Source organism: uncultured Chloroflexus sp. (assembly GCF_938091255.1).
Lineage (GTDB): Bacteria > Chloroflexota > Chloroflexia > Chloroflexales > Chloroflexaceae > Chloroflexus.
In genome coordinates this window covers 105606-128744 of sequence record NZ_CALLJH010000007.1, presented here as the reverse complement: position 1 = coordinate 128744, position 23139 = coordinate 105606, and the positions used below count along the sequence as shown (strand labels likewise).

22 protein-coding genes are annotated in these 23139 nt (G+C 58.8%); 13 read left to right on the top strand and 9 right to left on the bottom strand.

Going from position 1 to position 23139, the window contains the following annotated elements; genetic code table 11:
- Positions 1-34 precede the first annotated feature (34 nt).
- From Q1A00_RS03675 to Q1A00_RS03660, 4 genes are all read right to left on the bottom strand, one after another.
- Positions 35-1153 carry a hypothetical protein gene (locus Q1A00_RS03675; protein ID WP_298490014.1) on the bottom strand — a complete coding sequence of 373 codons (1119 nt, stop codon included), beginning with the start codon at positions 1151-1153 and terminating at the stop codon, positions 35-37.
- Positions 1154-1213: 60 nt separating this feature from the next.
- Entirely contained in the window at positions 1214-1456 is a 243-nt protein-coding gene (locus tag Q1A00_RS03670) for a bacteriochlorophyll c-binding family protein (protein ID WP_066783739.1), read from the bottom strand.
- A gap of 83 nt (positions 1457-1539) precedes the next feature.
- A complete protein-coding gene (locus Q1A00_RS03665; RefSeq protein WP_298403874.1) occupies positions 1540-2739 on the bottom strand; it encodes a TRC40/GET3/ArsA family transport-energizing ATPase in 1200 nt (399 codons plus the stop codon).
- Positions 2740-3178: 439 nt separating this feature from the next.
- Complete coding sequence (locus tag Q1A00_RS03660; protein ID WP_299755316.1) at positions 3179-4054, bottom strand: hypothetical protein; 876 nt, start codon at positions 4052-4054, stop codon at positions 3179-3181.
- A gap of 201 nt (positions 4055-4255) precedes the next feature.
- On the opposite strand from Q1A00_RS03660, the gene Q1A00_RS03655 reads away from it, so the two are divergent.
- Positions 4256-4645 (top strand): globin, encoded by a 390-nt coding sequence (locus tag Q1A00_RS03655; RefSeq protein ID WP_298403868.1) that lies wholly within the window; start codon positions 4256-4258, stop codon positions 4643-4645.
- A gap of 20 nt (positions 4646-4665) precedes the next feature.
- Here Q1A00_RS03655 and Q1A00_RS03650 read toward each other — a convergent pair whose 3' ends face one another.
- The 3 genes from Q1A00_RS03650 to Q1A00_RS03640 form a co-directional block, all read right to left on the bottom strand.
- On the bottom strand, positions 4666-5556 hold the full coding sequence (locus Q1A00_RS03650) for an alpha/beta fold hydrolase (RefSeq protein WP_298403865.1): 891 nt from the start codon (positions 5554-5556) through the stop codon (positions 4666-4668).
- A 123-nt stretch (positions 5557-5679) separates the two neighbouring features.
- Entirely contained in the window at positions 5680-6756 is a 1077-nt protein-coding gene (locus Q1A00_RS03645) for a DUF4097 family beta strand repeat-containing protein (protein ID WP_299755313.1), read from the bottom strand.
- A 26-nt stretch (positions 6757-6782) separates the two neighbouring features.
- Entirely contained in the window at positions 6783-7304 is a 522-nt protein-coding gene (locus Q1A00_RS03640) for a phosphatase (RefSeq protein WP_298482122.1), read from the bottom strand.
- A 188-nt stretch (positions 7305-7492) separates the two neighbouring features.
- Between Q1A00_RS03640 and Q1A00_RS03635 the strand changes: the two genes are divergently transcribed.
- Genes Q1A00_RS03635 through Q1A00_RS03615 form a run of 5 tightly spaced genes read left to right on the top strand, consistent with a single transcriptional unit; the run spans position 7493 to position 10914 of the window.
- Complete coding sequence (locus tag Q1A00_RS03635; RefSeq protein WP_298405792.1) at positions 7493-7987, top strand: NYN domain-containing protein; 495 nt, start codon at positions 7493-7495, stop codon at positions 7985-7987.
- A gap of 13 nt (positions 7988-8000) precedes the next feature.
- Complete coding sequence (locus Q1A00_RS03630; protein ID WP_366144830.1) at positions 8001-8864, top strand: class I SAM-dependent methyltransferase; 864 nt, start codon at positions 8001-8003, stop codon at positions 8862-8864.
- Positions 8857-9240 carry a dihydroneopterin aldolase gene (gene folB / locus Q1A00_RS03625; protein ID WP_298405796.1) on the top strand — a complete coding sequence of 128 codons (384 nt, stop codon included), beginning with the start codon at positions 8857-8859 and terminating at the stop codon, positions 9238-9240. Before Q1A00_RS03630 ends, folB begins: the two co-directional genes overlap by 8 nt.
- Positions 9237-9896 (top strand): RibD family protein, encoded by a 660-nt coding sequence (locus Q1A00_RS03620; protein ID WP_298405798.1) that lies wholly within the window; start codon positions 9237-9239, stop codon positions 9894-9896. Before folB ends, Q1A00_RS03620 begins: the two co-directional genes overlap by 4 nt.
- A gap of 22 nt (positions 9897-9918) precedes the next feature.
- Positions 9919-10914, top strand: coding sequence for a zinc-binding alcohol dehydrogenase (locus Q1A00_RS03615; RefSeq protein WP_298405800.1), 996 nt, complete (start codon positions 9919-9921; stop codon positions 10912-10914).
- 136 nt (positions 10915-11050) lie between these two features.
- On the opposite strand, the gene Q1A00_RS03610 is transcribed toward Q1A00_RS03615, so the two are convergent.
- Both Q1A00_RS03610 and Q1A00_RS03605 read right to left on the bottom strand, forming a co-directional pair.
- Complete coding sequence (locus Q1A00_RS03610) at positions 11051-11209, bottom strand: hypothetical protein (RefSeq protein ID WP_298405802.1); 159 nt, start codon at positions 11207-11209, stop codon at positions 11051-11053.
- Between the two features lie 223 nt (positions 11210-11432).
- Positions 11433-13403: a hypothetical protein gene (locus Q1A00_RS03605; RefSeq protein ID WP_298482126.1), complete on the bottom strand. Its 1971-nt coding sequence runs from the start codon at positions 13401-13403 to the stop codon at positions 11433-11435.
- A gap of 463 nt (positions 13404-13866) precedes the next feature.
- Here Q1A00_RS03605 and Q1A00_RS03600 point away from each other — a divergent pair, with 463 nt between their 5' ends.
- From Q1A00_RS03600 to Q1A00_RS03570, 7 genes are all read left to right on the top strand, one after another.
- A complete protein-coding gene (locus Q1A00_RS03600) occupies positions 13867-14244 on the top strand; it encodes a 6-carboxytetrahydropterin synthase (RefSeq protein ID WP_298406485.1) in 378 nt (125 codons plus the stop codon).
- Between the two features lie 199 nt (positions 14245-14443).
- Complete coding sequence (locus Q1A00_RS03595; RefSeq protein ID WP_298490020.1) at positions 14444-15475, top strand: glycosyltransferase family 4 protein; 1032 nt, start codon at positions 14444-14446, stop codon at positions 15473-15475.
- A 262-nt stretch (positions 15476-15737) separates the two neighbouring features.
- Entirely contained in the window at positions 15738-16874 is a 1137-nt protein-coding gene (locus tag Q1A00_RS03590; protein WP_298406481.1) for a hypothetical protein, read from the top strand.
- Between the two features lie 756 nt (positions 16875-17630).
- Positions 17631-19373, top strand: coding sequence for a biosynthetic-type acetolactate synthase large subunit (ilvB, locus tag Q1A00_RS03585; protein WP_298406479.1), 1743 nt, complete (start codon positions 17631-17633; stop codon positions 19371-19373).
- 35 nt (positions 19374-19408) lie between these two features.
- A complete protein-coding gene (ilvN, locus tag Q1A00_RS03580) occupies positions 19409-19948 on the top strand; it encodes an acetolactate synthase small subunit (protein WP_298406477.1) in 540 nt (179 codons plus the stop codon).
- Between the two features lie 99 nt (positions 19949-20047).
- Positions 20048-21070, top strand: a complete 1023-nt coding sequence (gene ilvC / locus Q1A00_RS03575) for a ketol-acid reductoisomerase (protein ID WP_298406475.1) — start codon at positions 20048-20050, stop codon at positions 21068-21070.
- A 327-nt stretch (positions 21071-21397) separates the two neighbouring features.
- A complete protein-coding gene (locus Q1A00_RS03570; RefSeq protein WP_298406473.1) occupies positions 21398-23104 on the top strand; it encodes a 2-isopropylmalate synthase in 1707 nt (568 codons plus the stop codon).
- Positions 23105-23139 lie beyond the last annotated feature (35 nt).

The following is a 23139-nucleotide window of genomic DNA, read 5'->3' as shown; positions in this document are numbered from 1 at the left end:
TTAGGGCGGTTGCGACCGCCAATGCTACCAACAGCTATGCTTGATCGTGATCGGCATCACCCGAACCGCTCAACGCTGTGAGTGGCGCGCGGCGAACCGGCGCGCTCCGGCGGCGGAGCGGAATTTCACGCCGATCCGGCATCTCGATGGATGACGCCCGCTTGGTCAGCGGGATTGGCGCTGACGGCTGCGACGCTGGCGTTTCTGGCGGCGCCGGAGTACGTCGACGCAACGGTATTTCGTGATAACGCGGCCCAGCCGGCGGCGCGGGAGACGGCTCCGTCACCGGTGGCTCGACGACCGGCGACCCCGCTGGTTCAGCTTGGGCTTGGCGCGTAGCCGCTTGGCGGTTTAAAAACGCCATCGCCATCTGCTGGGCAGCAGGATTACTGGTGACAGTTTGGACTAAGTCATTAACAGCACGGATGGCTTCGGTCAATTCACGGATACTTGCCGGACTCAAGTCAAACGGTAAATCTGCCTCACGCAACGTGCGGCGCAGGGTATCCCACGCTGAACGGGCGAGACGGCCGGCAGTAAAGATTTGATTAGGCGGCAAATTTGCCGGGTCAACTACAAAGGGCGCATTTGGCGTCGCCGGCGTGCGTGGCGCACCGCCGGGCCAACGATAGGGCATTTCATCGGGACGCAACGCATCTTCGGAACCATAAATTGCGGCACCAAGTGCTGTCATCACCTCAGGCGCCGCTTGGCGGGCATCCATGCCGGCAGCCAACGCCGCACGCGCTGTTTCAGCCGCTGTGCGCAACAAGATCATCAACGCCGGCACATACGCTTGCGGCACCAGCGTGAGCGTGAAGACTTGCGCTTCGGCATCAGGCGCGCTAAAGCCGAGCGTCACCATCCCGTGAATCGGATCGATTCCCCGGCCATCGATCAAGGTCAATTCGCTCAACGGAAATGCAAAACACAGGTGGCGCCCATAATCACGGGCCCACAACACCACCCGCAAATCGGTAATCAGGCAATAGTCGTGCAGCGTGGGGCCGCTCAGCCGGCGCCCCTGCTGATCGAGCAGCACGCCATCAACCGCGACTAGCACCTGCTCATCAGGATCGAGCACATCAAGCCGCGTAATCTCTTCGAGGTGAGCTGGAACGGTAGTATGGCTGTAATAGAGCAGGTTAATCATAACGCTCCCAAGGGATCGGCGTGAGGTGGCGAGCAGCGCACCTCACGCCTGCCCGCCAACCTAGCGGTTGAAGCGCGAGCGGATGCGCTTCGGACGGAAGCCGTTGCTCGAGCTGCTGCTGAAGCCGCTCTCGCCCGAGCCGCTCCGGGACACGCCCGGGTAAGCATTGCGGTTGATGTTGTCAACCGCGGCCGCGGTGGCTTGCAGCGCATTCGAGACCCACTGCCAGTGGCCTTGGAACATAATGTCGCCGATCTGCGCCACTTGCGCCGACGACTCCGAGAACCAGCCTCTCGTCGCCATGCACACACCTCCTTAACAATGCGAACTCCCCATATTTAGGTCACCGGAGGCATGCCTCCGAGAAACCCCACCATCAAGCTGCCTTAGCGCGACGCCATCTGCGGCGCCATGAAGGGTACGCTCAACCACTCACCCTCCATCTCCGCCTGACCGGCTTCGAGGCCGGCTAGACTAGTCGGCAGCGTCAACACCCGCCGGAAATCACCGATCTGCACCACCAACTCATCACCGTTCTGATACAGATCGAGCTGGGAAACGTCGGCGAAAGGCAACCGGATCTTCACTCGATAGTACTTATCGCCGACCTTGGAAATATCGAGCGGCGCGCGATCGTAGAGCACAGCGGTCGGATCCATGTCGCCATAGATATCGTCACCCATCTGGCGCAACTTCTCAAGCCCCACCACCTCTTCGGGGTAGTACGGTACCCGCCGGATGGGCAACGGCACAAAGGAGTGCTCGACATCTTGCAGGTAGCGCTGTTGCACATCGCGCCAGTGGTTCAGATAGCCGCTGTCTTGATCAAGCGGAAGGATCTTGTTGACCACCACCATATCGACGGTCATACCATACATCGACAGGTAGGTCAACGCTCGCTGGCTCTCTTTGATCACCATCTTTTCGGGATTCATCACCAGCCGGATCGAAGTCTCAAGCGGATTCGCCAGCGTCGCCGTCACGCCCTCCAACTGGCGGAACATATCATCAACCGCCTCGTACACCTCCGGCGGCGCAACCATCTTATTGAGGGTCGGATTAATCTTGCTCATCGGGCGGAGGATCGGTTTGATCACAAACCGCTCGGCACCACGCAGCATATTAATCGCCCACTTAAACGTTTCGGGCGCTGAGAGCAGCCGCAGCGTCTCTCCGGTCGGCGCGCAGTCGATCACGAGCAGATCGTAATCACCGCGCTCCTTGTGCTTCTTGATCCGAATGAGTGGGAACGCCTCCTCCATGCCCGGCAAGACGCTCATCTCATCGGCTAAAATGCCCTGCACGCCCTGCTCGGCCATGAGCTGAGCGAAGTGTTCGCGCACGATGCCCCAATTGCTCTCGATGTCGTGGTAAATGCTGACTTCGAGCGCGTCAAGGTTCTTGGTGATCCGAACGGGTTCAGGGCCGAGCGGCCCCTCGAGATCGAGCGAGTCGGCCAGCGAGTGGGCTGGATCGGTGCTCATCACCAACGTCTTTAAGCCACGATCCGCAGCCCGGAGGGCCGTTGCTGCCGCGACGCTTGTTTTGCCAACGCCGCCTTTTCCGGTGAAGATCAGAGTGCGCATCAGGGCCTTTCCAGGAGCTTACTGCTCGGCTGTCATCGACCGCCGCCGTGGCGGCGTCCAGAGGTTACGATCGAATACCACATGGAGTTTTTGCTTAAAAGCCAAAACCTGCGACTATTCGGCTGATTTTGGCCTGTACCGCAATAGTAGCACGAATATCGGCAAGTGTCAACAAATGTTGCTCATATGTATCAGAAAGAGATCACAACCTTACCGCATTCTGATGATGTACAGCGCTTTATCGCGCTTGTGTTGGAGCAGTGCAGCATAGCTCTTTCTTGCAATATAACGGCTCAGTCGCTCAGTTTCTTCTCACTGGAGAGCAATATTTCTCGTGGTATGATTTGCAACGAAGCAATCGCCATCACACCACAAACAACATCGCGCTCTGGCTGGCTGCCCATCTCATATCTGCTATTACTCTGTACCGTGGCCGTTATTATACCAGCTCCGCCGCCATTTTGGCGAGGGTTTTGAAAAGATCTTCGCGATCTATGTGGCTTGGCCATGGCGCTACGAGCCATACCTCATTGTGCGTGACGACAGCGCCGGGATCTAAGCGCTGCAATGGCGCAAGCGTTTCTAATTCGGTACAGCCTTGGTCATAGTAGATTTCGAGGTTACTGTTGCGATCAGGGTAGGTTTGATCAGGATGATAGGCAACCTGCTTGAGAAATACCACACCGTGATGCAGATAGGCTAACCAACCGGCTTGGCTATGCGCGCCGATCTTGGCCGGTGGGCCGCTTAACGAGGTGTTGATGAGGATGTAGTCGGCAGTGAGGTGGAGCCGCGGGTCGGGTAACGGGGTGTAGGGCCATAGGGCAATCTGGCGATCAGGCACGAGTGGATTCGCCAGCGGCTGTTCATTATGCAGCGGCAATATCGCTACCCCGCCCGGCGCCAGTTGGGTGATTGCCCACGGTGCCAATTCCACCGGCCACAGGCCATGATTAGTCAGGGTGTGGCACAGACGCACGCGCGGTTGCACTGGATCAAGTGTGATTGTGATCGTTTTGGCAATCCCGCCCGGATCAACGGCGCTGCGCAAGACGATGCCGCCTGCTACCGGCTCGGCGGCGGGGCCATCGAGATCGGGCCAATAGCTGCGCGGAAAGGCTTCAGGGGCATGCCAGAGCCGGTGGCCACCGAGTAAGGCAAACTCGCCCCACGGTGTTGCCCAACGCGCCGCCGGTGTTTCGGCCAAGAGGTTGGGGCCACCGTCAAGCTGTAAGCCGAGAATGCGCGGCCCGCCGGCGGCCAGCACGGTGAGCCGCAGACGTTCAGTAGCGATAGACAGGGTGGGGTAGGTCATAGCGGCTGGTGTCTGATATGGAGTGCAGCAGTTTGACTGCCGCACTTCATCGGGAAACGCTTTCGGGCCGGGTTCGCCCCGGCAGTCGTTTGTGGCTCTCCAGAATGATCTAGAATACGGACGAACCACTGGACTTATGGTAGCATAAAAACAGCGCCGGCGACGGCGCAACAGCGATGATCATGTAGTGCAGGCATTCCTATGAGCGCACCAACCATTTATGAGCAGATCGGTGGCGAACCCACCTTCCGCCGGATTGTTGATAGCTTCTATGCGCGGGTGGAGGCTGACCCGCGCCTTCGCCCCATGTTCCCAGCAGATCTTGAGCCGGGCAAAGAGCACCAACGGCTCTTTCTAATGCAATATTTTGGCGGCCCGCGTACCTATAGCGAACGGCGCGGCCACCCACGATTGCGGATGCGGCACGCGCCGTTCCCAATTGGGCCAACCGAACGCGATGCGTGGCTCGAACATATGCTGGCTGCGCTCGATGAAGCTGGCGTGCCGGAACCGGCTCGCAGCGTGATGGCCGAATATTTTCGCAATGCAGCGCAGGCGATGATGAACCAGTGGGATCCGTCGTCGCCGTAACAACGACGACGGATCCAACATTAGGCGGGCAATTGCCGTAACCACGGCAGCAAGATGTCGAGAAACTCCTGCGGGGTCTCGTCGAAGGGACAATGACCGCTATCGGAAATGATCTTGATCTCGGCATGCGGAATCATACGTTGCTTGATAATCTCGGCATGCGCCGGCGGAATCGACTGGTCTTCCGCCCCCCAGATCAGCAGCGTGGGCATCTGAATTTCGCCCGGCGTGAGATCGAGCACGAGATTGGCAAATTCACGACTGACCTTGAGGTACGAACCGGCGCCATAGCGACGCAACGGGCCGCTAAACGTCTCCACCAACTCCGGCGTCACACACTCTTTGCGATGGTAGGCTGAGAGCAAGCCTTGCCGCACGCCCCAGCGATTACCGAAGACACCGGCTAACGCTTCACCGATCAAAGGCGCGCCAATCGCATCAAGCATGAGCCGGTCAATGGGACTGAGCGGGCGGGCCTGCAACTGGGCACCTGAACTATTGACCAGTATGAGTGCCTTGACTAGATCGGGGTAGGAGCGGGCGAGTTGGGCGCTAACGACGCCACCCATCGAGTGGCCGACCACCACGGCAGGCTGGCCAATAGTATCGCGGATGAACGCCGCCGCCTGCGCCGCCCATCGCTCGCGGCTGGGCCGCCCTTCAGGACGGGCAGAATAGCCGAAGTAGTAGAGATCAATTGCGTAGAGGGTGTGTTCACCGGCAATCGGCCGCATCACCGGGCGCCAATGATCGATTAACGCACCGTAGCCGTGGATCAACAACACTGGCAAGCCTTGTTGGGGCGATGAGATCCATGCCCGCATTGGGCCGTCAGGGCCGTTGCGGTATTCTTCGCGAATTTCAAATCGGCGTGTAGACGGTACGCTTGTCTTTGGGTGCATAGTTGCCATCTATGAATACTCCATGATAGGTGCTGCATAACACAAACGTGGTTTGCTCATCATCAGCATACCACGTTTGCAGATATTTTGCACAGATTTTGCAAGGAGAGACGTAGCAGTGCTATGTCTCTCCTACGGTGAACGAAATCGCACGGTGATGTTGCCCGACGTTGATGTCACATTCAGGTCGACCCCACCCTCACCGATCCTCATCGTCAGTGAACGTCGATTGACAACCTGCGCTGCAAGAGGATCAGGCACATTGATTCGTCCGCTAACGGTGCTGAATACCAGATGAGCATTGGTCAATGATTGCAGGGTAAGGTCAATATCACCGGAAATAGTATTCAACTGCTGCGGTGCAGCCAACAAACGACCGGTAAACGATATCTTACCGTTGGTGGTACTCACCTCCAACCGAACCGGCTCAGCCGTTTCGATATTGACATTGCCAGAGACAGTCGTGATCTGGATTGTGCCCAGCGCACCGCGCAGCGTTACGTCACCGCTGGTCGTTTGTACTCTCACATCATCAAGCTGGCCAGTAGCGGTGAGATCACCACTTACGGTCGTCACCCGCACTAAGCCGCGATAATCGCGCAGATCGAGATCACCGCTCGTCGTATTGATAGTCAGTTGGCCGCGCGCACCGTCGGCGATAACATCACCGCTCATTGTGCTGATCGTTCCGCTCGCTGCGGTCTGGCGCAGCGTCACATCACCCGACACAAGTGAAATGTTGAACGTCACATCAGGCGGCAAGGCTAGCTCAAGGCGGGCATACGGGTTACGGCCAAAGCTCCATGGCGCCCATGGTTGATGATTGACATTAATGTAGAGGGTATCGCCGCGCTGCTCGATATGTACATCAATTTGGGCGGCAGCATCGGCAGCCGCGTTCGCCGCCCAGCCAAACCCCAGCCGCGAGCCACTGACGATCACTTCTTCGCCGGTCGTACCGTTCACTATGACCTGATCGTTCATGCCGCTCACTTCAACTCGCGCCACTGTGAATCGTTGCGCTGGAATGGTTTGCGCGCTATCAGAACGGGCAAGATTCAGATCAATCCCAGCAATCGTGCCCCGGCTCAACAGTTCAAACAACAACCAGCTCAGCCCGCCGAGGATCAGAGCAATCCCCAACAATCGCCGGCCGATGCGGCGCTCGACCGGACGTTCCGGCCCGATCGGCAGATCAGTTATACGCATCGTTCATCCCCCTCGCGTTATGCACTTCACTGCATCCGACGCTTTGCCGGCAGTGAGAGTTGCAACGTCGCCCAGTTCCGCACATACGCGACCTGCGCCGGCGTCTCGGGACTATGGGGATGAACGGCGGCTTTAGCGACAGTTTGCCACAGGCGCGCCAATGTTGCCAACGCCGAGTCACCGGTGTGGCCGTGACGCACCAACCAACACCCCACTGCCATGCCAGTGCGGCCAATCCCGCCGCGACAATGAAGATAGACGGTCGCGCCGCGATCACGCGCTTGGTCAATCGCGTCAAGGATCGCGTTCATCACGGCCGGCGACTCCGGCAGACCAAGATCGGGGATAGGAAAGCGAAGATGCCACACAAGAGACGGCAGCGCAGCGGCGTAAGCCCACGCTTCTTTGGGTTCTGTCAGATCGATAAAGCACGTGACGCCAACTGTGACATACCGCTCAAGACGAGCAGCATCAGCCGCAGTGTGAGCAGGATATTCGCCGGCAAGGAAGCGCGGCGCAACGAGATATGAGTTAGGATGGGGCAGCATGTATGGTATCCCTTTGTCATTGCATGCTATCGTGCTCCGCTTGTTATTGCGAGCGAAGCGACCCAATTCCTCAGCGTTCGTTCTCGCTAGAGCAGGGGATTACGGCGGGCGCTCCGTACCCTCGCAATGCAAACCGACACGCAATCAAACACCAGCAGCGCAAGCCACATATCAGGTACAATAGAGACATGCCTATTTTAATCGACGGTCACAACCTGATTGGCCAGATGCCCGACATCGAATTGAGCGATCCCGACGACGAGGCGAAGTTGGTTGCCAAACTTCGCCGTTACGCTGCGCGCAAGCGTGGCCGTAAGCTTGTGGTCGTCTTCGACGGGGGCGTGTACGGCCACCCGCAGAATCTGAACGGCTACGGGGTTGAGACGCGCTTCGCCAAACCGCCGCAAACCGCCGATCACGAACTTATCCGGCAGATTCGGGCTATTCGCCGGCGGGAAGAGTGGTTGGTCGTTTCCTCAGACCGGGCTATCGTCGGCGAAGCGCAAGTGCGCGGCATTTCGGTTATTTCGGCGCAAGAGTTTGCCCGTCGCTTGCAAGCTCTTGATCAGCCGCGCGTCAATGCCCGCGATAAACGCGCCGATCGCCCGCTGAGCAAGGCTGAGATTGAGGAATGGTTGAAGTTTTTCGGCGTTGATGAAGACGAAGATACCCACTATTATTGAGCACAGACCGATGATACCCGACCCGATCACCGAACAAAATCGCCGCTCGTGGAATGCGGTGGTGCCGGCCCATACCAGCCATCGCGCCGATGAGGCGGCCTTTTTGCGTCATGGCGGTTCGACGTTGTTCCCGGAAGAGATGGCGCTGCTTGGCGAGATTCGCGGTTGCCGGCTGCTGCACCTGCTCTGCAATACCGGGGCCGATAGCCTCTCGCTGGCAGCGCAGGGAGCGATTGTTACCGGCGTTGACCTTAGCGACGCCGCGATTGCCTATGCGCGGGAGCTGAGCGCGGCGAGTGGCATTCCGGCCACGTTTGTGCAGGCTGATATCTACGAATACTTGGCGACGGCGGTAGCAGATGGTCTGCACTTTGATCGCATCTACGCTGGTTACGGCGTGATCTGCTGGCTGCGCGATCTCAATTCCTTCGCCGCCGGCATCGCCCGCATGCTCGCTCCCGGCGGGCGGTTTGCGCTGATGGAGTTTCACCCGGCCTCGAATATGTTTAGCGCCGATTGGCGGCTGGCTTACAATTACCCGCAAGGCGGCGAGCAATTAACCCTGCCGGGAGTCGGCGATTACGTCGGCACGGCTGAAGGCGGGTTGTCGCCATCTGGATTCCTGCCCGGTGTACGCGATTTTGCCAACCCAGAGCCATGCATCCTCTACCGCTGGGGAATTGGCGAGGTTGTCACTGCCCTCGCACAGGCCGGACTACGACTCTGTGAACTCCATGAATACACCTATACCAATGGCGAACGACCATTCGAGCGGATGGTACAAGGAGAAGGCCGCCGGTGGCACGCGCCGCCCGATGTGCCGGCGATCCCGCTAATGTATGGGTTGGCGGTAGAAAAGGATCGTGATAATGAGTGATTGGGGAATCGGCCACGACCGGATCATCTTGAGCGGGATGCAATTCATCGGCTATCACGGCACCCGCCCGGAAGAAAACCGGCTTGGCCAGCGGTTTGTGGTTGACGTGGCAGTAGAACTCGATCTGCGTACCGCCGGTGCAAACGATGACCTTGGTCAAACGGTTGACTACAGCCAGATTCACGAGCGCGTGCGCGAGATTGTCTGCGGGCCGGCGTTGCAATTGACCGAAGCGGTTGCCGAACGGATTGCAACAGCAGTGCTCAATGACCATCCACAGATCCGCGCAGTGGCGGTGCGGGTGACGAAACCGGGCGTGCGGCTCGGCGATACCATCCTCGCCGGATCAGTAGTTGAGATTGTACGCCGACGATGAACCGACCACGAGTCACCCTCAGCTTTGCCCAAACACTCGACGGACGAGTGGCGGCAGTTGATGGCAGCTCGCAGTGGATCAGCGGATCCGAATCGTTACGCTTCTGCCATAGCGTCCGCGCTGCCCACGACGCGATCATGGTCGGTATTGGCACAGTATTGCGCGACGACCCACGTTTGACAGTACGGCTAGTGGACGGGCGCAATCCACTGCGGGTGATCGTCGATAGCACGCTGCGCACACCGCCGACCGCAGCGGTGATCCGTGATGGCGCAGCGCGTGGCACAGTGATTGCCTGCACTGACGCAGCGCCAACCAAACGGTGCGAAGCGTTGCGGGCGTGTGGCGCGACGGTGCTGAGCTTCCCGGCAACACCAGACGGCAGAGTCGATCTGGCGGCGCTGCTGGTCGCACTTGGTGAGTGCGGCATTGCCAGCGTGATGGTTGAAGGCGGCGCACGACTGCTGACCAGCCTGTTGCGCGCACGTTTAGCCGATGCCGTCGCCATCACTATCGCACCGCTGATTCTCGGCGCGGGGCCGGCAGCGATCGGCGATCTCGGCATTACAGCGCTCGGTCAGGCGATCAAGGTGCGCAACGCAACGTGGACAACCTACGGCGCTGATGTGGTGGTGGAGGGGCAGATTGAATACTGAACACTCCTTAGCGAGCGCATCAATGCCCGCCGATGCTATCTGGGTTACTGCACCGCGCACCGTAGTGGTACGCCGCGAAACTGCACCACCGCCGGCAGCCGGCGAGGTGCGGGTAGCTGCCATTGCCTCGTTGATCAGCCATGGAACTGAACGGCTAGTGTATCGCGGTCAGATCGACCCGACATTGCCCCTTGACCTGCCGACGCTCAGCGGCAGCTTCGCCTTCCCGATCAAATACGGCTACGCGATTGCCGGACGGGTGATCGATGTTGGCCCCGGCGTAGACGGTCTCAACATCGGCGATGCAGTCGCCGCCTTACACCCTCACCAGAGCGTCTTTACTCTGCCGGCACATCTGGTCAAGCGGCTGCCGGCCAACCTCGATCCAGCATTGGGCGGATTTTACGCTAATGTCGAGACGGCGCTCACCATCTGCCACGACGCCGCGCCGCGGCTGGGCGAAACGGTGGCGGTGCTGGGGCAAGGCGTGGTGGGGTTGCTGGTGACGCAGCTCTTGCTCCGCACCGGCGCGCGCGTGATTGCGATTGACCCCGACCCGTACCGGCGCGAGCTGGCAGAACGCTTTGGCGCGATCACACTGGCCCACGCCGACCCGGCAGCGATTGTTGAACTGACCGGCGGAAAGGGAGCTGACATCGCCATCGAGGTGAGCGGCGCGCCAGCGGCGTTGCAACAGGCTATTGACGCGGTAGCCGTTGAAGGGCTAGTGGTAGTGGCCTCGTGGTATGGGCAAAAACCGGTCACACTCACGCTCGGCGGCCATTTCCACCGCGGGCGAGTGCGCGTGCGCTCATCGCAGGTAGGCTGGCTAGCGCCGGAAACCCTGCCCCGTTGGGACTACGCCCGCCGAACGGCGACAGTGATGGAGTTGCTTCCCCAACTTCGACTCGCTGAGTTGGTCAGTCACCGTTTCCGGCTTGCGCAAGCAGCAGATGCTTATGCGTTGCTCGATATATCACCGGCAGGATTGATCCAGATAGCGTTTGAGTACGATTGAGATGTAAAAAACATACAATGGGGGGGTCAGTCGAAGTATTCACGTAACGCAGCAAGCGTCATCTTTGCGAACACCCCCTTGAGACTACACAGCAACCGATAGATTACTATTCGCCACCAGTTACCCCTATCTTGCCCTATAACCCTATACAGCCGGTGGCAAGTGAGCCGGCAAACGACTCTACCGCCATCATCAGATTGAACACCAGCGCCTGTTTGATCTTTGTCAGCAGGTACGTGGCAATGTGTTGCTCACGTACAATGAAGAAGAAGTAAAAGAACTGGTCCGAGCGCATGGATTTAAGATGCGACTCGTGCCAATGAAAAACACTCATCATGCGACAATGTATGAGTTAGTGATTGGACGTTCTCTGGCATAGCTTGATAACTTGCCGGTCATTCGCGAGGGACGAGGCAATGATTGGGTGCAATCAGATGGCTTGTAAAGAGGAGCGTCTCGCTGCACGTCAATGTATTCGCTCAGCGCGTATCCACCGCCAACCGTATCAATTCATAGCCCTATGCAACCCGTGTCGGTTGCTGTCTGAAAGCGCCAACAATGAGCACAAGACCGCCGGTTACCGAGCCAACTCCCAAGCAGACAACCAGCATTGCCAATCTCTGCGCAGCGAGGTCAGTCAACTCAGAGCGGGGCAGGTACCACGCCCAGTGATCAACAAGGTGTTGGTTCGGCGGATCGTAATACCATGCCCAACGCGGCAACGGATGTTTGGGCAGTGGTGCAATTGCGGTGTCAACCACGTTCAGCGTCGTTTCACCAATCGTAACGCCTTGAAACGAGACGATGATCGGGCCGAGCGGATCATTCCGATCACTAAAACCTACCGTGAGCGGGTTCCATGGCCGAGCGATAATCTCTAGACGCACGCGCCCGGGTTCGATAAGGATGTTGTACACCCGTCGCTGCCCCTGTGGCTGACGCCCCAAATCATACCCATTGAGACGAAACCGTACCCCGCTTGTAGGCGCCGAGTGTGGACGTCGGTCATCGAGGATAAACCTGAGCCGAGCACCCTCCACCGTGGTACAATTCACGATACCGTGCGCACCGGTACGCCGAGGAAAGATCGCTCCATCCGTTGCTTCGGTGGCGTACAGGCCGTCACCTAAGTGACATACCGGCGGCGCTGCACCATAACGCTGCCAGCGCTCGACCAGTAACCGCCAATGGCCAACAAGAGGAGAAGCAGCCGGTTGGTAGAACTGCTCCTCGGCTGGATACAGCACAACATACGTATCAAAATTCAACAGCACGCCACCCAAATTGCCGGCAAAACCGAGGAGTCCGGTGAGAACGGCCAGCGCTACACGCCGGTACGTGACAGCCGGTTGCAGCGCCTCACGTAGAAACACACCGGCCCCGAGAACAACGAGCGGCGCTACCACGGGAAGCAGAAAACGTGGCCCCCACACACCTCCACCCGGCCACTGTCCCCAGCATGCATACAACACTACATGTGACCCGAACAGTCCAAGCATAAACAGCACAACCGTCCGTTCACCCCGCCGCCAGAGTGCGATCCCGCCCGGTAGCGCCAACAAGATCGGCGGCGCAAAGAGAAATACACTCTTGCCGGAACTGAATAACAGACCGATGAGACCCTCTTGTAACGGTGTAGTGAACGTGTATGCCTCACTCGCATAGCCGGAAGCAAGCGGTGTGTCAAACCGAGCAAGGTTGTACCACATAAAGAGCAACAGACCGGGAATTGTGCCGATAATCCACAGGGTTAGAGCACCGGCGGTATTGACAACACACCTGATCCTGCGAGCAGAACCGGTGAACTGCAACGCACTCGTCTCGTCTAACGAACGGCGCCACGCTTCCCATAAGACATACCCACTAATGATTGGCAGCACGACACCGGCCGCGATCCGTGTCGTTAGCAAGAAACCTGCTGCTAAGCCAGAGATAAGGAAGGAAGTCCAGCGGGCAGGCGGTCTGAGATACCGCCATGCCGCATAAGCACGCTCGGCAGCGATCAGGATCAGCAATCCGGCCAGTGGTTCAGAAAAGAAAGTACGAGCATACGGCCATGCGAAAGTTGCCAACCCATAGAGCAACGCAAGTATAGCAGCCCATAGCGTTGATGCCCCAAGCTGCCAAGCCCAGCGAGCCAATACAGCGCATGTTGCAGCAGTGACGAAACTATTGAGCATCGTCACAGTGAAACGGGTTGCAAAGTCAGCCGAGCGGCCGATAGGAGCAATCAACTCGCCAAGGCGATGGAACGGGATGGCGAGCAGAGAAGGGAGAAGGCCATACGGTGAATAGGGTTGCTCATTGCGACCGGGACGTAACGCGGCAACCGGAGCGCCGTCTTCCACTAATACAGCCACATCACCCCGCTCAATAAGGCTGCGAGTCACCGCGAGCATCGTTTCTTCATCGGCTGAATAGGTATGGCCGCTCATCGTGAGCAGATAGAAACCGCAGAAGAGTAGAAAGATCGCGCCTAGGAGACGCATAGCAATAGCCTTGTGCTAGATGCGAGACTGCCTAACTGATTGCTAGGCGCAACGCAGCGATTATACCAAATAGACATCCTAGGCGCTTGCGCAGGAGATTGCGGCGGACGCTGCATACCCTCGCAATAACATCAGCCCGTTGGCCTACACACCATCTTGCCCCTCTCCCGCCGCTCCCCGCTGAGGGAAGGGGGGGGCAAGCGGTTTACCGCAGCGAATGCCGAGTATGCAGAGGGTGAAGGTGCAGAGGACGCAAAGGGTTTTATGCGACCTCTGCGCCCTTTCGTTAAAACTCTGTGCGCCCTCGGCGTCTACGATAGCGCACATTCCGCTTGCCCGAAACATAGACAAGACCTTGACAAATAAAGCAGGCTGTGAGATAAGGTGCTAACTTTCCACGACAACGAAATGCAGCAGCACGCTATCGCATCAACTGGCCATTATCCAAGACAGGAGTACCTCCATGTACGAAATCGGCGTCAATGCCCAATTTGAAGCTGCCCATCGGCTTGAAGGCAACTTCGGGCCGGCCACCCGGATGCATGGCCACACCTACCGGCTGGAGGCGATCGTGACTGGCCCGCACTTGCAACCCGACGGCACACTCTTCGACATTACCCGCCTGCACGAGGCGGTCAACGCGATTGTGGCCGATCTGCATTACCGTGATTTGGGCACCATCGAAGGGTTGCGTGACGTGAACACGACCGCCGAGAATGTCGCTCACTACTGTTGGGAACGCATCGCCGCTGCGCTGCGCGGGACCGGTCTCACCACGTTGACGGTTCGGATTTGGGAAAATCCGCAGGCGTATGCGGCGTATAGCAGTACGTTAGAATGAGGAGGGGCGTACTCAGCGGAAATAGCCTACGAGCCGGCGACCCGCGTCCTGATGCACTGAGATCGCGTGCGGGCTGGCGGCCTGCGCTCTTTACGCGCTGCGATCGCATGCGGGTCGGCGGCCCGCACTTCGTAGATGCGAGAGAGGCTGATAAGATCTTAGCGTTCTCTGCACCCTCTGTGGTTAACAAATGGACACTATGAACCTACACCTCGCCTTTCTCACCGTTGGCGATCCGAACCGGCTCACTGGCGGCTACCTCTACCACCGCGAAGTCTTCCGGCGCTGGCGCGCGCAGGGCCACCGTGTTGACGAAATCGCGTTAGGTCCGGCGGATGTCGCCGGGCAATTGGCGGCTGCGCCGCTAGCCGGGACACGAGTGGTCGCTGAACGCTACGACGCGCTGCTGGTTGATGCCCTAGCACGGGCCGTGGTTGCGCCATGGCTCGATCAGTGGCGCGCGCAGCGTCCGCTGATTGCGCTGATCCACGAATTGCCGGCAGTAGCCGGGGCGAGCGATTCGCGAGAACAGGAATGGGAACAGGCCCTGCTGCATGCCGATGCGCTCGTCGCAGTGAGTGATGACGGCGCTGCGACGCTCATTGCCCGCGGCGCCGATCCGGCGCGGGTCTTCGTTGCATCGGGTGGATGCGACCGTCTGTTGGCTCGCTTGCCGGCAGGTATGCCACGCGAGCCGCTGGTGATCGCGGTTGGGCAATGGATCCCGCGTAAGAATCTGGCTCACTTGGTGCGGGCATGGGGGCAAGCCGCGATTCACGATTGGCGATTGGACCTGATCGGCGAGACTAATGCTGATCCAGCCTATGCCGCCGAAGTTTGGCAAGCGGTGCGTAGCTGCCCGGCCCAAGTCAGTGTACGCGGCACGCTTGATGACGATGCGTTAGCAAACCTCTACGCGCGCGCCAGCGTCTTTGCCCTTCCCTCACGCTTTGAAGGCTACGGCTTGGTCTTCGCCGAGGCGCTGGCCTGCGGCTTGCCAGTGATTGCTGGCGCGGTAGGGCCAGTGCCAGCGCTGGTAGGCAATGGCGGCCTGCTCGTGCCGCCCGACGATGAAGCGGCGCTAGCCGCAGCGTTGCGCGCCATCACCACTGATCCTGCCCTGCGCGCGCGCCTCAGCGCCGCGGCTCGGCAACACGCTGCTGGCTTGCCGTGTTGGGATGATACTGCGGAGCGATTGTTGCAGGCGGTGGTATGGGCTTGCCGACAATGAGTTGTCACCCGCTGCTTATCACTTTATACCTCTTGCAACGCTTGGCGTCAGTTGCTAGGAAGCCTTCGACACTGATAGAAAGACCTGCAAGCCGCCTAGACTAGGTACATAAGCGGACCAGCACTATCTCACTTCACCGCATCGCTCCAACCCAAACCTGACAAAATCTTCATCCAATCTCCCTTGTGAGACCCTCTCTCGCATGCTACAGTGACAAACGTCAACTACGCTTCAGATCGCGATTAGTGGGGAGCAACTTCCGATGATCACCACCCGCAGCATCTTCACCCTGCTCAGCATTGCCCTCGTGGCGCTGCTCGCCGCCTGTGGCGGCGGCACAGCCAGCAATTCTTCACCAACACCAACCACGGAAGCCCCGCCGACCCGCACACCCCGCCCAACGGTAGCGGCAAATCCAGCAGCTACCGCAGCGCCAACGACGGCAACCGAGCCAACCGCTGCTGCGGGAGGTGTAACTGAACGCCCGCCGGTTACCAGCACTGAGACCGACTTTACGGCGCTTGGCAATGTGCAGGTCGAGATGAAGATTAACGGTTTGCTGAAGACCGAGGGCCAAGCCGATGAACCGATCAAACTGACCTTCCTCGAAATCTGGCTGCAAAATGGCAATCGCAGCCTCACCATTGAGTCTGATTCACCAGATACAGGATTTTCGCGCCTCATCTACATACAAATAGGCGACCAAGCATACCAGTATGTCGAGAGCGGCACTGATCGGAACTGCCTAAACATGACCGGCAGCGACATGTTCGCCGGCAGTATCTTGACCCCTGATTCGCTGATTGGCGACCTGAACGATGCCCGGCTCGCTGAACGCGGCGTACAGGTCAACGGCTTTACCACTGATCGCTACACCTTCAATTTAACTGAACAAACGCTTGGCTATCAGGGGCAAGCCAACGGTGAGATCTGGGTATCATCCAATCCGGCAGTGGTTGTGCGCCACATCGGCGAACTCACCGGCACTATTACTGATAATGCGCTCGACGAAAGCGGCGCACCGTTGCCGTTGCCCGGCGCGCTCAGCAACCTGCGCTGGGAGTACAACGTCACTAAGCTTCCCGGCAATGCCACTATCACCTTGCCCGAGGTATGTGCGCAACAGCAAGCCACCGGCGCTGACATTCCGCTACCGCCTAATGTCAGCAATCAGTTGCGAATGGGTGATCTGATCAGCTTTGAGACAACCGAATCGGCGGCGAATATAGCAGCCTTTTACAGAACAGAAATGGCTGCTAAGGGCTGGAAGGCCGGGGAAGAAGTGGAGTACGGTGGTACCTTCCAACTCTCATTCACCAAAGACGGACGCAGTGCAGCGATTACCATTTCGACTGCTGATAACAAGACAACGGTCATCATTTTGCTCTCGTCGTCGTAGACAACAAGGGTGCCATTTGCTGTGTTCCCCTGGGAACAACGCACGGTGTGACGGTGGATTTAATGATTCAATCCGGTACCGAGGGCACAGCGATGCTGTGCCCCTACTGGTGCCTTACGTTCTGACCTGCTGCCCCGTCGCCGCCCCCGCCGGTACGGGCACAGCGGTGCTGTGCCCCCTGCGATGCCATTCCCCCATAATGCTAGTTGACAAAGTGTTCACCTCATGGTATTCTCTTGGCGGATCGTCATTTAGGCAAAGTACACAAATCTATGGCCGCTCACTTTGTAAGCCTTATCCTCCTCGTACTCGTACTCCTCCTTAGCCTTATCGGCGGGTGGAGCAAGCGTGTTTAGGGAGGGGAAGGTCACAAAGCCCCGGCTCAGGAAGTAAGACTGAACCTCCCGCCTTGCGGGAGGTTTTTTAGTACCCGTGCGAGGATACGCGATGCGGCTCATCACCATCATCATCGGCTACTGGCAACAACAGTTGTTGCGGCCGCAACTCGCGCTGGCGCCGGTTATTATCATCCGGCGCCGTTAGATCCACGCTCAGTTCACCGCCGCCTTGCCAGCGCATTGCCTCGCGACTGGCGCTCACAGAGTGGTGAGCAGCGGCGCAGCGCCCCATTGCTGTGGCTCGTCGGTTGTTGGATCGGTCGTCGCCAGCGGTGCAGCGCACTGAAGCGCTCGACACCGTTGGGTACGGCTGCGTGCAAAGGTTTTGTTTCAGACTCATCATCACAGGAGTAGTTCGATGACCAAACCACTCACCGGCGCCCAGATTATGTGTGAGGCCCTCATCCGTGAGGGGGTCGAAGTTATGTTTGGTATCCCCGGCGGCGCAATTATGCCCTTCTATTACGCGATGTGGGATTACCGTGACCGGCTACGCCACGTACTCTGCCGCCACGAGCAGGGTGCCGGCCACGCCGCTGAAGGCTACGCTCGCGCTACCGGCAAAATTGGGGTCTGTATCGGCACTAGCGGCCCCGGTGCTACCAACCTTGTCACTCCGATTGCCGATGCGATGATGGACAGCACGCCGCTGCTGGCGATTACCGGTCAAGTTGGCAGCCACGTGCTCGGCAAAGATGCCTTCCAAGAGACTGACATCACCGGCATTACGATGCCGATCACCAAGCACAATTATCTAGTGAAAAATGTCGATGAATTGCCCTATGTGTTCAAAGAGGCAATCCATATCGCTACTACTGGCCGGCCCGGCCCGGTGCTGATCGACATTACAAAGGATGCGATGCAGAAGACGACCGTGCCCAATTGGGATATCAAGCTCAATCTACCCGGTTACAAGCCCACGTATCAAGGCAACCGCCGCCAAATCCGCGAGGCAATTAAGCTGCTGATCAGCGCTAAGAAGCCACTGATTATTGCCGGCCACGGCATCATTATGGCCGGTGCCCACCGCGAGCTGCAAGAATTCGCCGAACGGCTGCGCATCCCGGTGATTACGACCCTGCACGGCATCGGCGCCATTCCCGAAAATCACCCGCTCGCGATCGGTATGCCCGGTATGCACGGTTGGGTTCACGTTAATCGCGCCATTCAAGAGTGTGATGTATTGTTCAATATCGGTGGCCGCTTCGATGACCGCGTGACCGGCAAAGCCAGCACCTTCGCCCCCCACGCTCGCATTATCCACGTTGACATTGATCCGTCTGAGATTGGCAAGAATGTGCGGGTTGATGTGCCGATTGTCGGCGATGCTCGCCTTGTGTTGCAAGCACTGCTGGAAGACCTACCGCCGCCCAGCGAGCTGGCCGAGTTGCATACCCATGCTTCTGACTGGATGGAGCACATCCGCGAGATGCAAGACAAGCATCAGGGCAAGCAGCAGTACAAGAATCGGGCCGCGATGGCCAATATGTCACTGCCGCCGCACGATGTCTACGAAGCGCTCAGCCGCACCCTTAACGCGCGCGGCAACTATCGCGTCGTTACCGACGTTGGTCAGCATCAGATGTGGGCGGCGCAGTTGATTGACTGGAATCATGGCCCCCGCACCCATATCACCTCCGGCGGTGCCGGTACGATGGGTTTCGCCGTCCCGGCGGCATTGGGGGTGGCGATTGCCTACCCGAACGAAACGGTGTGGGCGATCGTCGGCGACGGCGGCTTCCAGATGACCAATCAAGAGATGGCGACGATCGTGCAAGAGGGGTTGAAGAATGTGAAGGTGGCGGTGATCAACAATGGCTACCTCGGCATGGTGCGCCAGTGGCAAGAGCTATTCGAGCACAAGCGTTACAGCGGCACCCCGCTCTCTGGCCCTAATTTCGCCAAGCTGGCTGAAGCCTACGGCTGGAAGGGGCTTACGGTTGAACGCAGCGAAGATGTGCAAGCCGCGATCGACGAAGCGCATGCTACCGATGGCCCGGTGCTGATCGACTTCCGCGTCGAGCGTGAGGTCAACGTCTTCCCGATGGTGCCGCAGAACAAGTCGATCGGCGAGATGATTTTGTCGGAGTCGCAGGCGTAGGGCGCCAATACCATTTCACTTGAGGAGTAGCAACCATGAAAAAACACACCATCGTCGCCCTTTTGCAAGATCGGCCCGGTGTGCTGAGCCGCGTGATCGGGTTGATCCGCCGCCGCGGCTACAACATCGAGAGCTTGGCCGTCGGCCATAGCGAGACCGCTGGCGTTAGCCGCCTTACCCTCGTAGTCGAGTCGGAAGATGTTGAGCAGGTTGTCAAACAACTCTACCGGTTGATCGAGGTGATTAAGGTAAGTGATGTCACCGATGATCCGACGGTTGAGCGCGAGATGACAATGATCAAACTGCACGCTCCACCTGCAGCACGCCACGAGATCATCTCGATGTGTAGCGTCTTTGGGGCGCGGATCGTTGATGTTGGCTCGAATACGATGATTATCGAGATGACCGGCACCCCCGGTAAGGTCGAGAATTTCATTGAGGTGGTACGTCCCTACGGGATCAAAGAGATGATGCGCACTGGCCGGATTGCCATGGTACGCGGCGCACGCGGCCACAACGCCAGCGAGTACGTTGAGCCGGCTACCAATGGCGTAGCTGTACCAGCCCTTAACTAGTCGCGCGATCCTCTGAGACGCCCTCGCTGGGCGTCTCAGTGGTTCTTGTTACCGTGCGCGGCGGATGATCGCCGCATAAGTTATGAGGAATAACATAACATGGCAGAGCTGTATTACGACAATCAGGCCGATCTCAACCGCTTGAAGAACAAGCCAATTGCCATCATTGGCTTTGGCAGCCAAGGTCATGCCCATGCCCGCAACCTTGCCGATAGCGGCCTCGATGTGCGGGTTGGTCTTTACCCCGGCTCGAAGAGCTGGAGCAAGGTTGAAGAAGCTGGCTTAAAGGTGATGACTGTCGCCGAAGCGGCCCGCGAAGCGCAGGTGGTTATGATTCTGACCCCTGACATCGGACAAGCCGACTTGTACCGCGAGCACATCGCGCCAGCAATGGAACCGGGCAAAACGCTGATGTTCGCCCACGGGTTCAACATCCGCTTCGGGCAGATTGTGCCGCCCAAAGGCATCGATGTGAGCATGGTCGCCCCAAAGGCACCCGGTCACCGCGTGCGCGAGGTGTTTGTGCAGGGCGGCGGCGTGCCGGCGCTGATCGCCGTCGAGCAAGACGCCACCGGCGGCGCGTTTGAGGATGCGCTGGCCTATGCTAAGGGCCTTGGCTGTACCCGCGCCGGTGTGTTGCGCACGACCTTCGCCGAAGAAACCGAGACCGACCTGTTCGGCGAGCAGGTGGTGCTCTGCGGCGGTGTCAGCGCGCTAGTCAAGGCCGCTTTTGAGACGTTGGTCGAGGCCGGTTATCAGCCGGAAGTTGCCTACTTCGAGTGCATGCACGAGCTGAAGCTGATCGTTGACCTGTTCTATCAGGGTGGTCTTAATTACATGCGCTACTCGGTGAGTGATACCGCCGAGTGGGGCGATTACACCGCCGGCCCCAAGATCATCACCGATCAGACCCGCGCCGCGATGCGCCAGATTCTGGCCGACATCCAGAGCGGCGCCTTTGCCGAAGACTGGATCGACGAAAACCACAATGGTCGGCCCCGGTTCAACGCCTACCGCCAAGCCGATATTAATCACCCAATTGAGCAAATCGGCCGCGAATTGCGCCGCATGATGCCCTTTGTTAATCCGCGCGAAGTTAAGCCGGGCGAGGGTGGGGCGTAAGGAGTTAGGGCCAAGGCAATGCCTTGCCCCTGCGTGAGCGGATTGCACCTGCACAAACAGTACACATACCTGTATCATTGCGAGCCGTAGAGGGGCATCACGTAGTGCTGCCCCGCCCGGCGAAGCAATCCCCCACGAGCACGGCAGAGGTGCGCTCAGGCATGCGTTCCGCCAAAGTGGGAGATTGCTGCGGGGGCTTGCGCCCCCTCGCAATGAAGAGGGCTGCCCGCCCTCACAAAGACGTATAGGCACCTATGCAATGGCAGCGTGAGCACCCCCGCCCAATAACCACGCGGAAATTGACTACCATCACATCAGGAGGCAACAATGACCAACACTACCGAACCGAGTGTAGATTACGTCCGTATCTTTGACACGACTCTGCGCGATGGCGAGCAGGCCCCCGGCTGCACCATGACGCTGGAAGAGAAGCTGGAAGTCGCTCGCCAACTGGCTCGCCTGAAAGTAGATATTATCGAGGCCGGCTTCCCCGCCGCGTCACCCGGCGACTGGGCCGCAGTGCATGAGATTGCCCGCGAAATCGGTACGCCCGATGGCCCGATTATCGCGGCGCTGGCCCGCGCGAACCGTGATGATATTGATAAGGCATGGAGCGCGATCCAGCCCGCAGCTAAGAAGCGCATCCATACTTTTATGTCAACTTCCGACATCCACCTCGAATACCAATTTCGCAAGACGCGGGCCGAGGCGCTGCAACTCATCCACGAAATGGTGAGCTATGCCCGCTCGCTGTGCGAGGATGTCGAGTTTTCGCCGATGGATGCCGGGCGCACCGATCCGCTCTTCTTGCGCGAGGCGGTGGCGGTCGCGGTGGCGGCGGGTGCCACGACGCTCAATATCCCCGATACGGTTGGCTATCTCACCCCCGACGAGTATGGTGCGATGATCCGCGATCTGCGCGAGCATGTGCCGGGGATCGAGAACTGCATCCTCTCGACCCACTGTCACGATGATCTAGGGATGGCGGTGGCCAACTCATTGGCCGGGGTACGGGCCGGTGCGCGGCAGGTGGAGTGTACGATTAACGGGATCGGCGAACGGGCCGGTAATGCTTCGCTCGAAGAGGTAGTGATGGCGCTGCACACGCGCCAGCAGTATTATGGCTTGCGCACCCGGATCGAGACGCGCGAAATCGCCCGCACCTCACGGCTGGTCAGCAGTTTCATTGGTGTACCGGTACCGCCCAACAAGGCCATCGTCGGCGCGAACGCCTTCGCCCACGAGTCGGGCATCCATCAGGATGGTGTCTTGAAGTATCGCCAGACCTACGAAATCATGAGCGCCGAGACGGTTGGTCTCGACAGCAATACGTTAGTGCTGGGCAAGCATTCTGGCCGCCATGCCTTCCGCAAGTACCTTGAAGAGAAGGGTTATACACTGAACGATGACGAGTTCCAGCACGTCTTCACCCGCTTCAAGGAGTTATGCGACCGTAAGAAGAAGGTCGATGACCGTGACATCGAGGCGCTGATTGCAGGTGAGATGCAACACACACCAGAGCTATACAAGCTCGATCACGTTCAGTACACATCAGGCGTGGGAATGATCCCAACCGCTACCGTGCGCTTGATCGGCCCCGATGGTCAGGCTAAGACCGATAGCGCGCAGGGTACCGGCCCGGTTGATGCGGTCTATCAGGCGATTAACCGGATTATTCAGCGCCCGAACGAGCTGATCGAGTTTTCGATCAACGCGATTACCGAGGGGCTGGATGCGGTCGCTGAGGTGACGGTGCGCATTCGCGAGCAGGGTGCGCCGGCCCGCCTAAACGAGAGCAGCAGCACAGCGACGAGCCTAACCGGTCGCCGGCAAGCGCAGCAGATCTTTAGCGGTTACGGTGTGAATACCGACACCATCGTCGCCGCGGCCCAAGCGTATATGGCAGCGTTGAACAAGATGCTGGCCGCTCGCCAAGAGCGGATTAAGGCCGAGGCGATGGCCTATTCCGCCGGGTACAGTGGTGAAGCAAACACGTTGCCGGTGGACATTTTCGGCGGGAGCACCCTCGGATAGGACAAGCTGAGTCGATGCGCGTAAGGGCGAAGTCT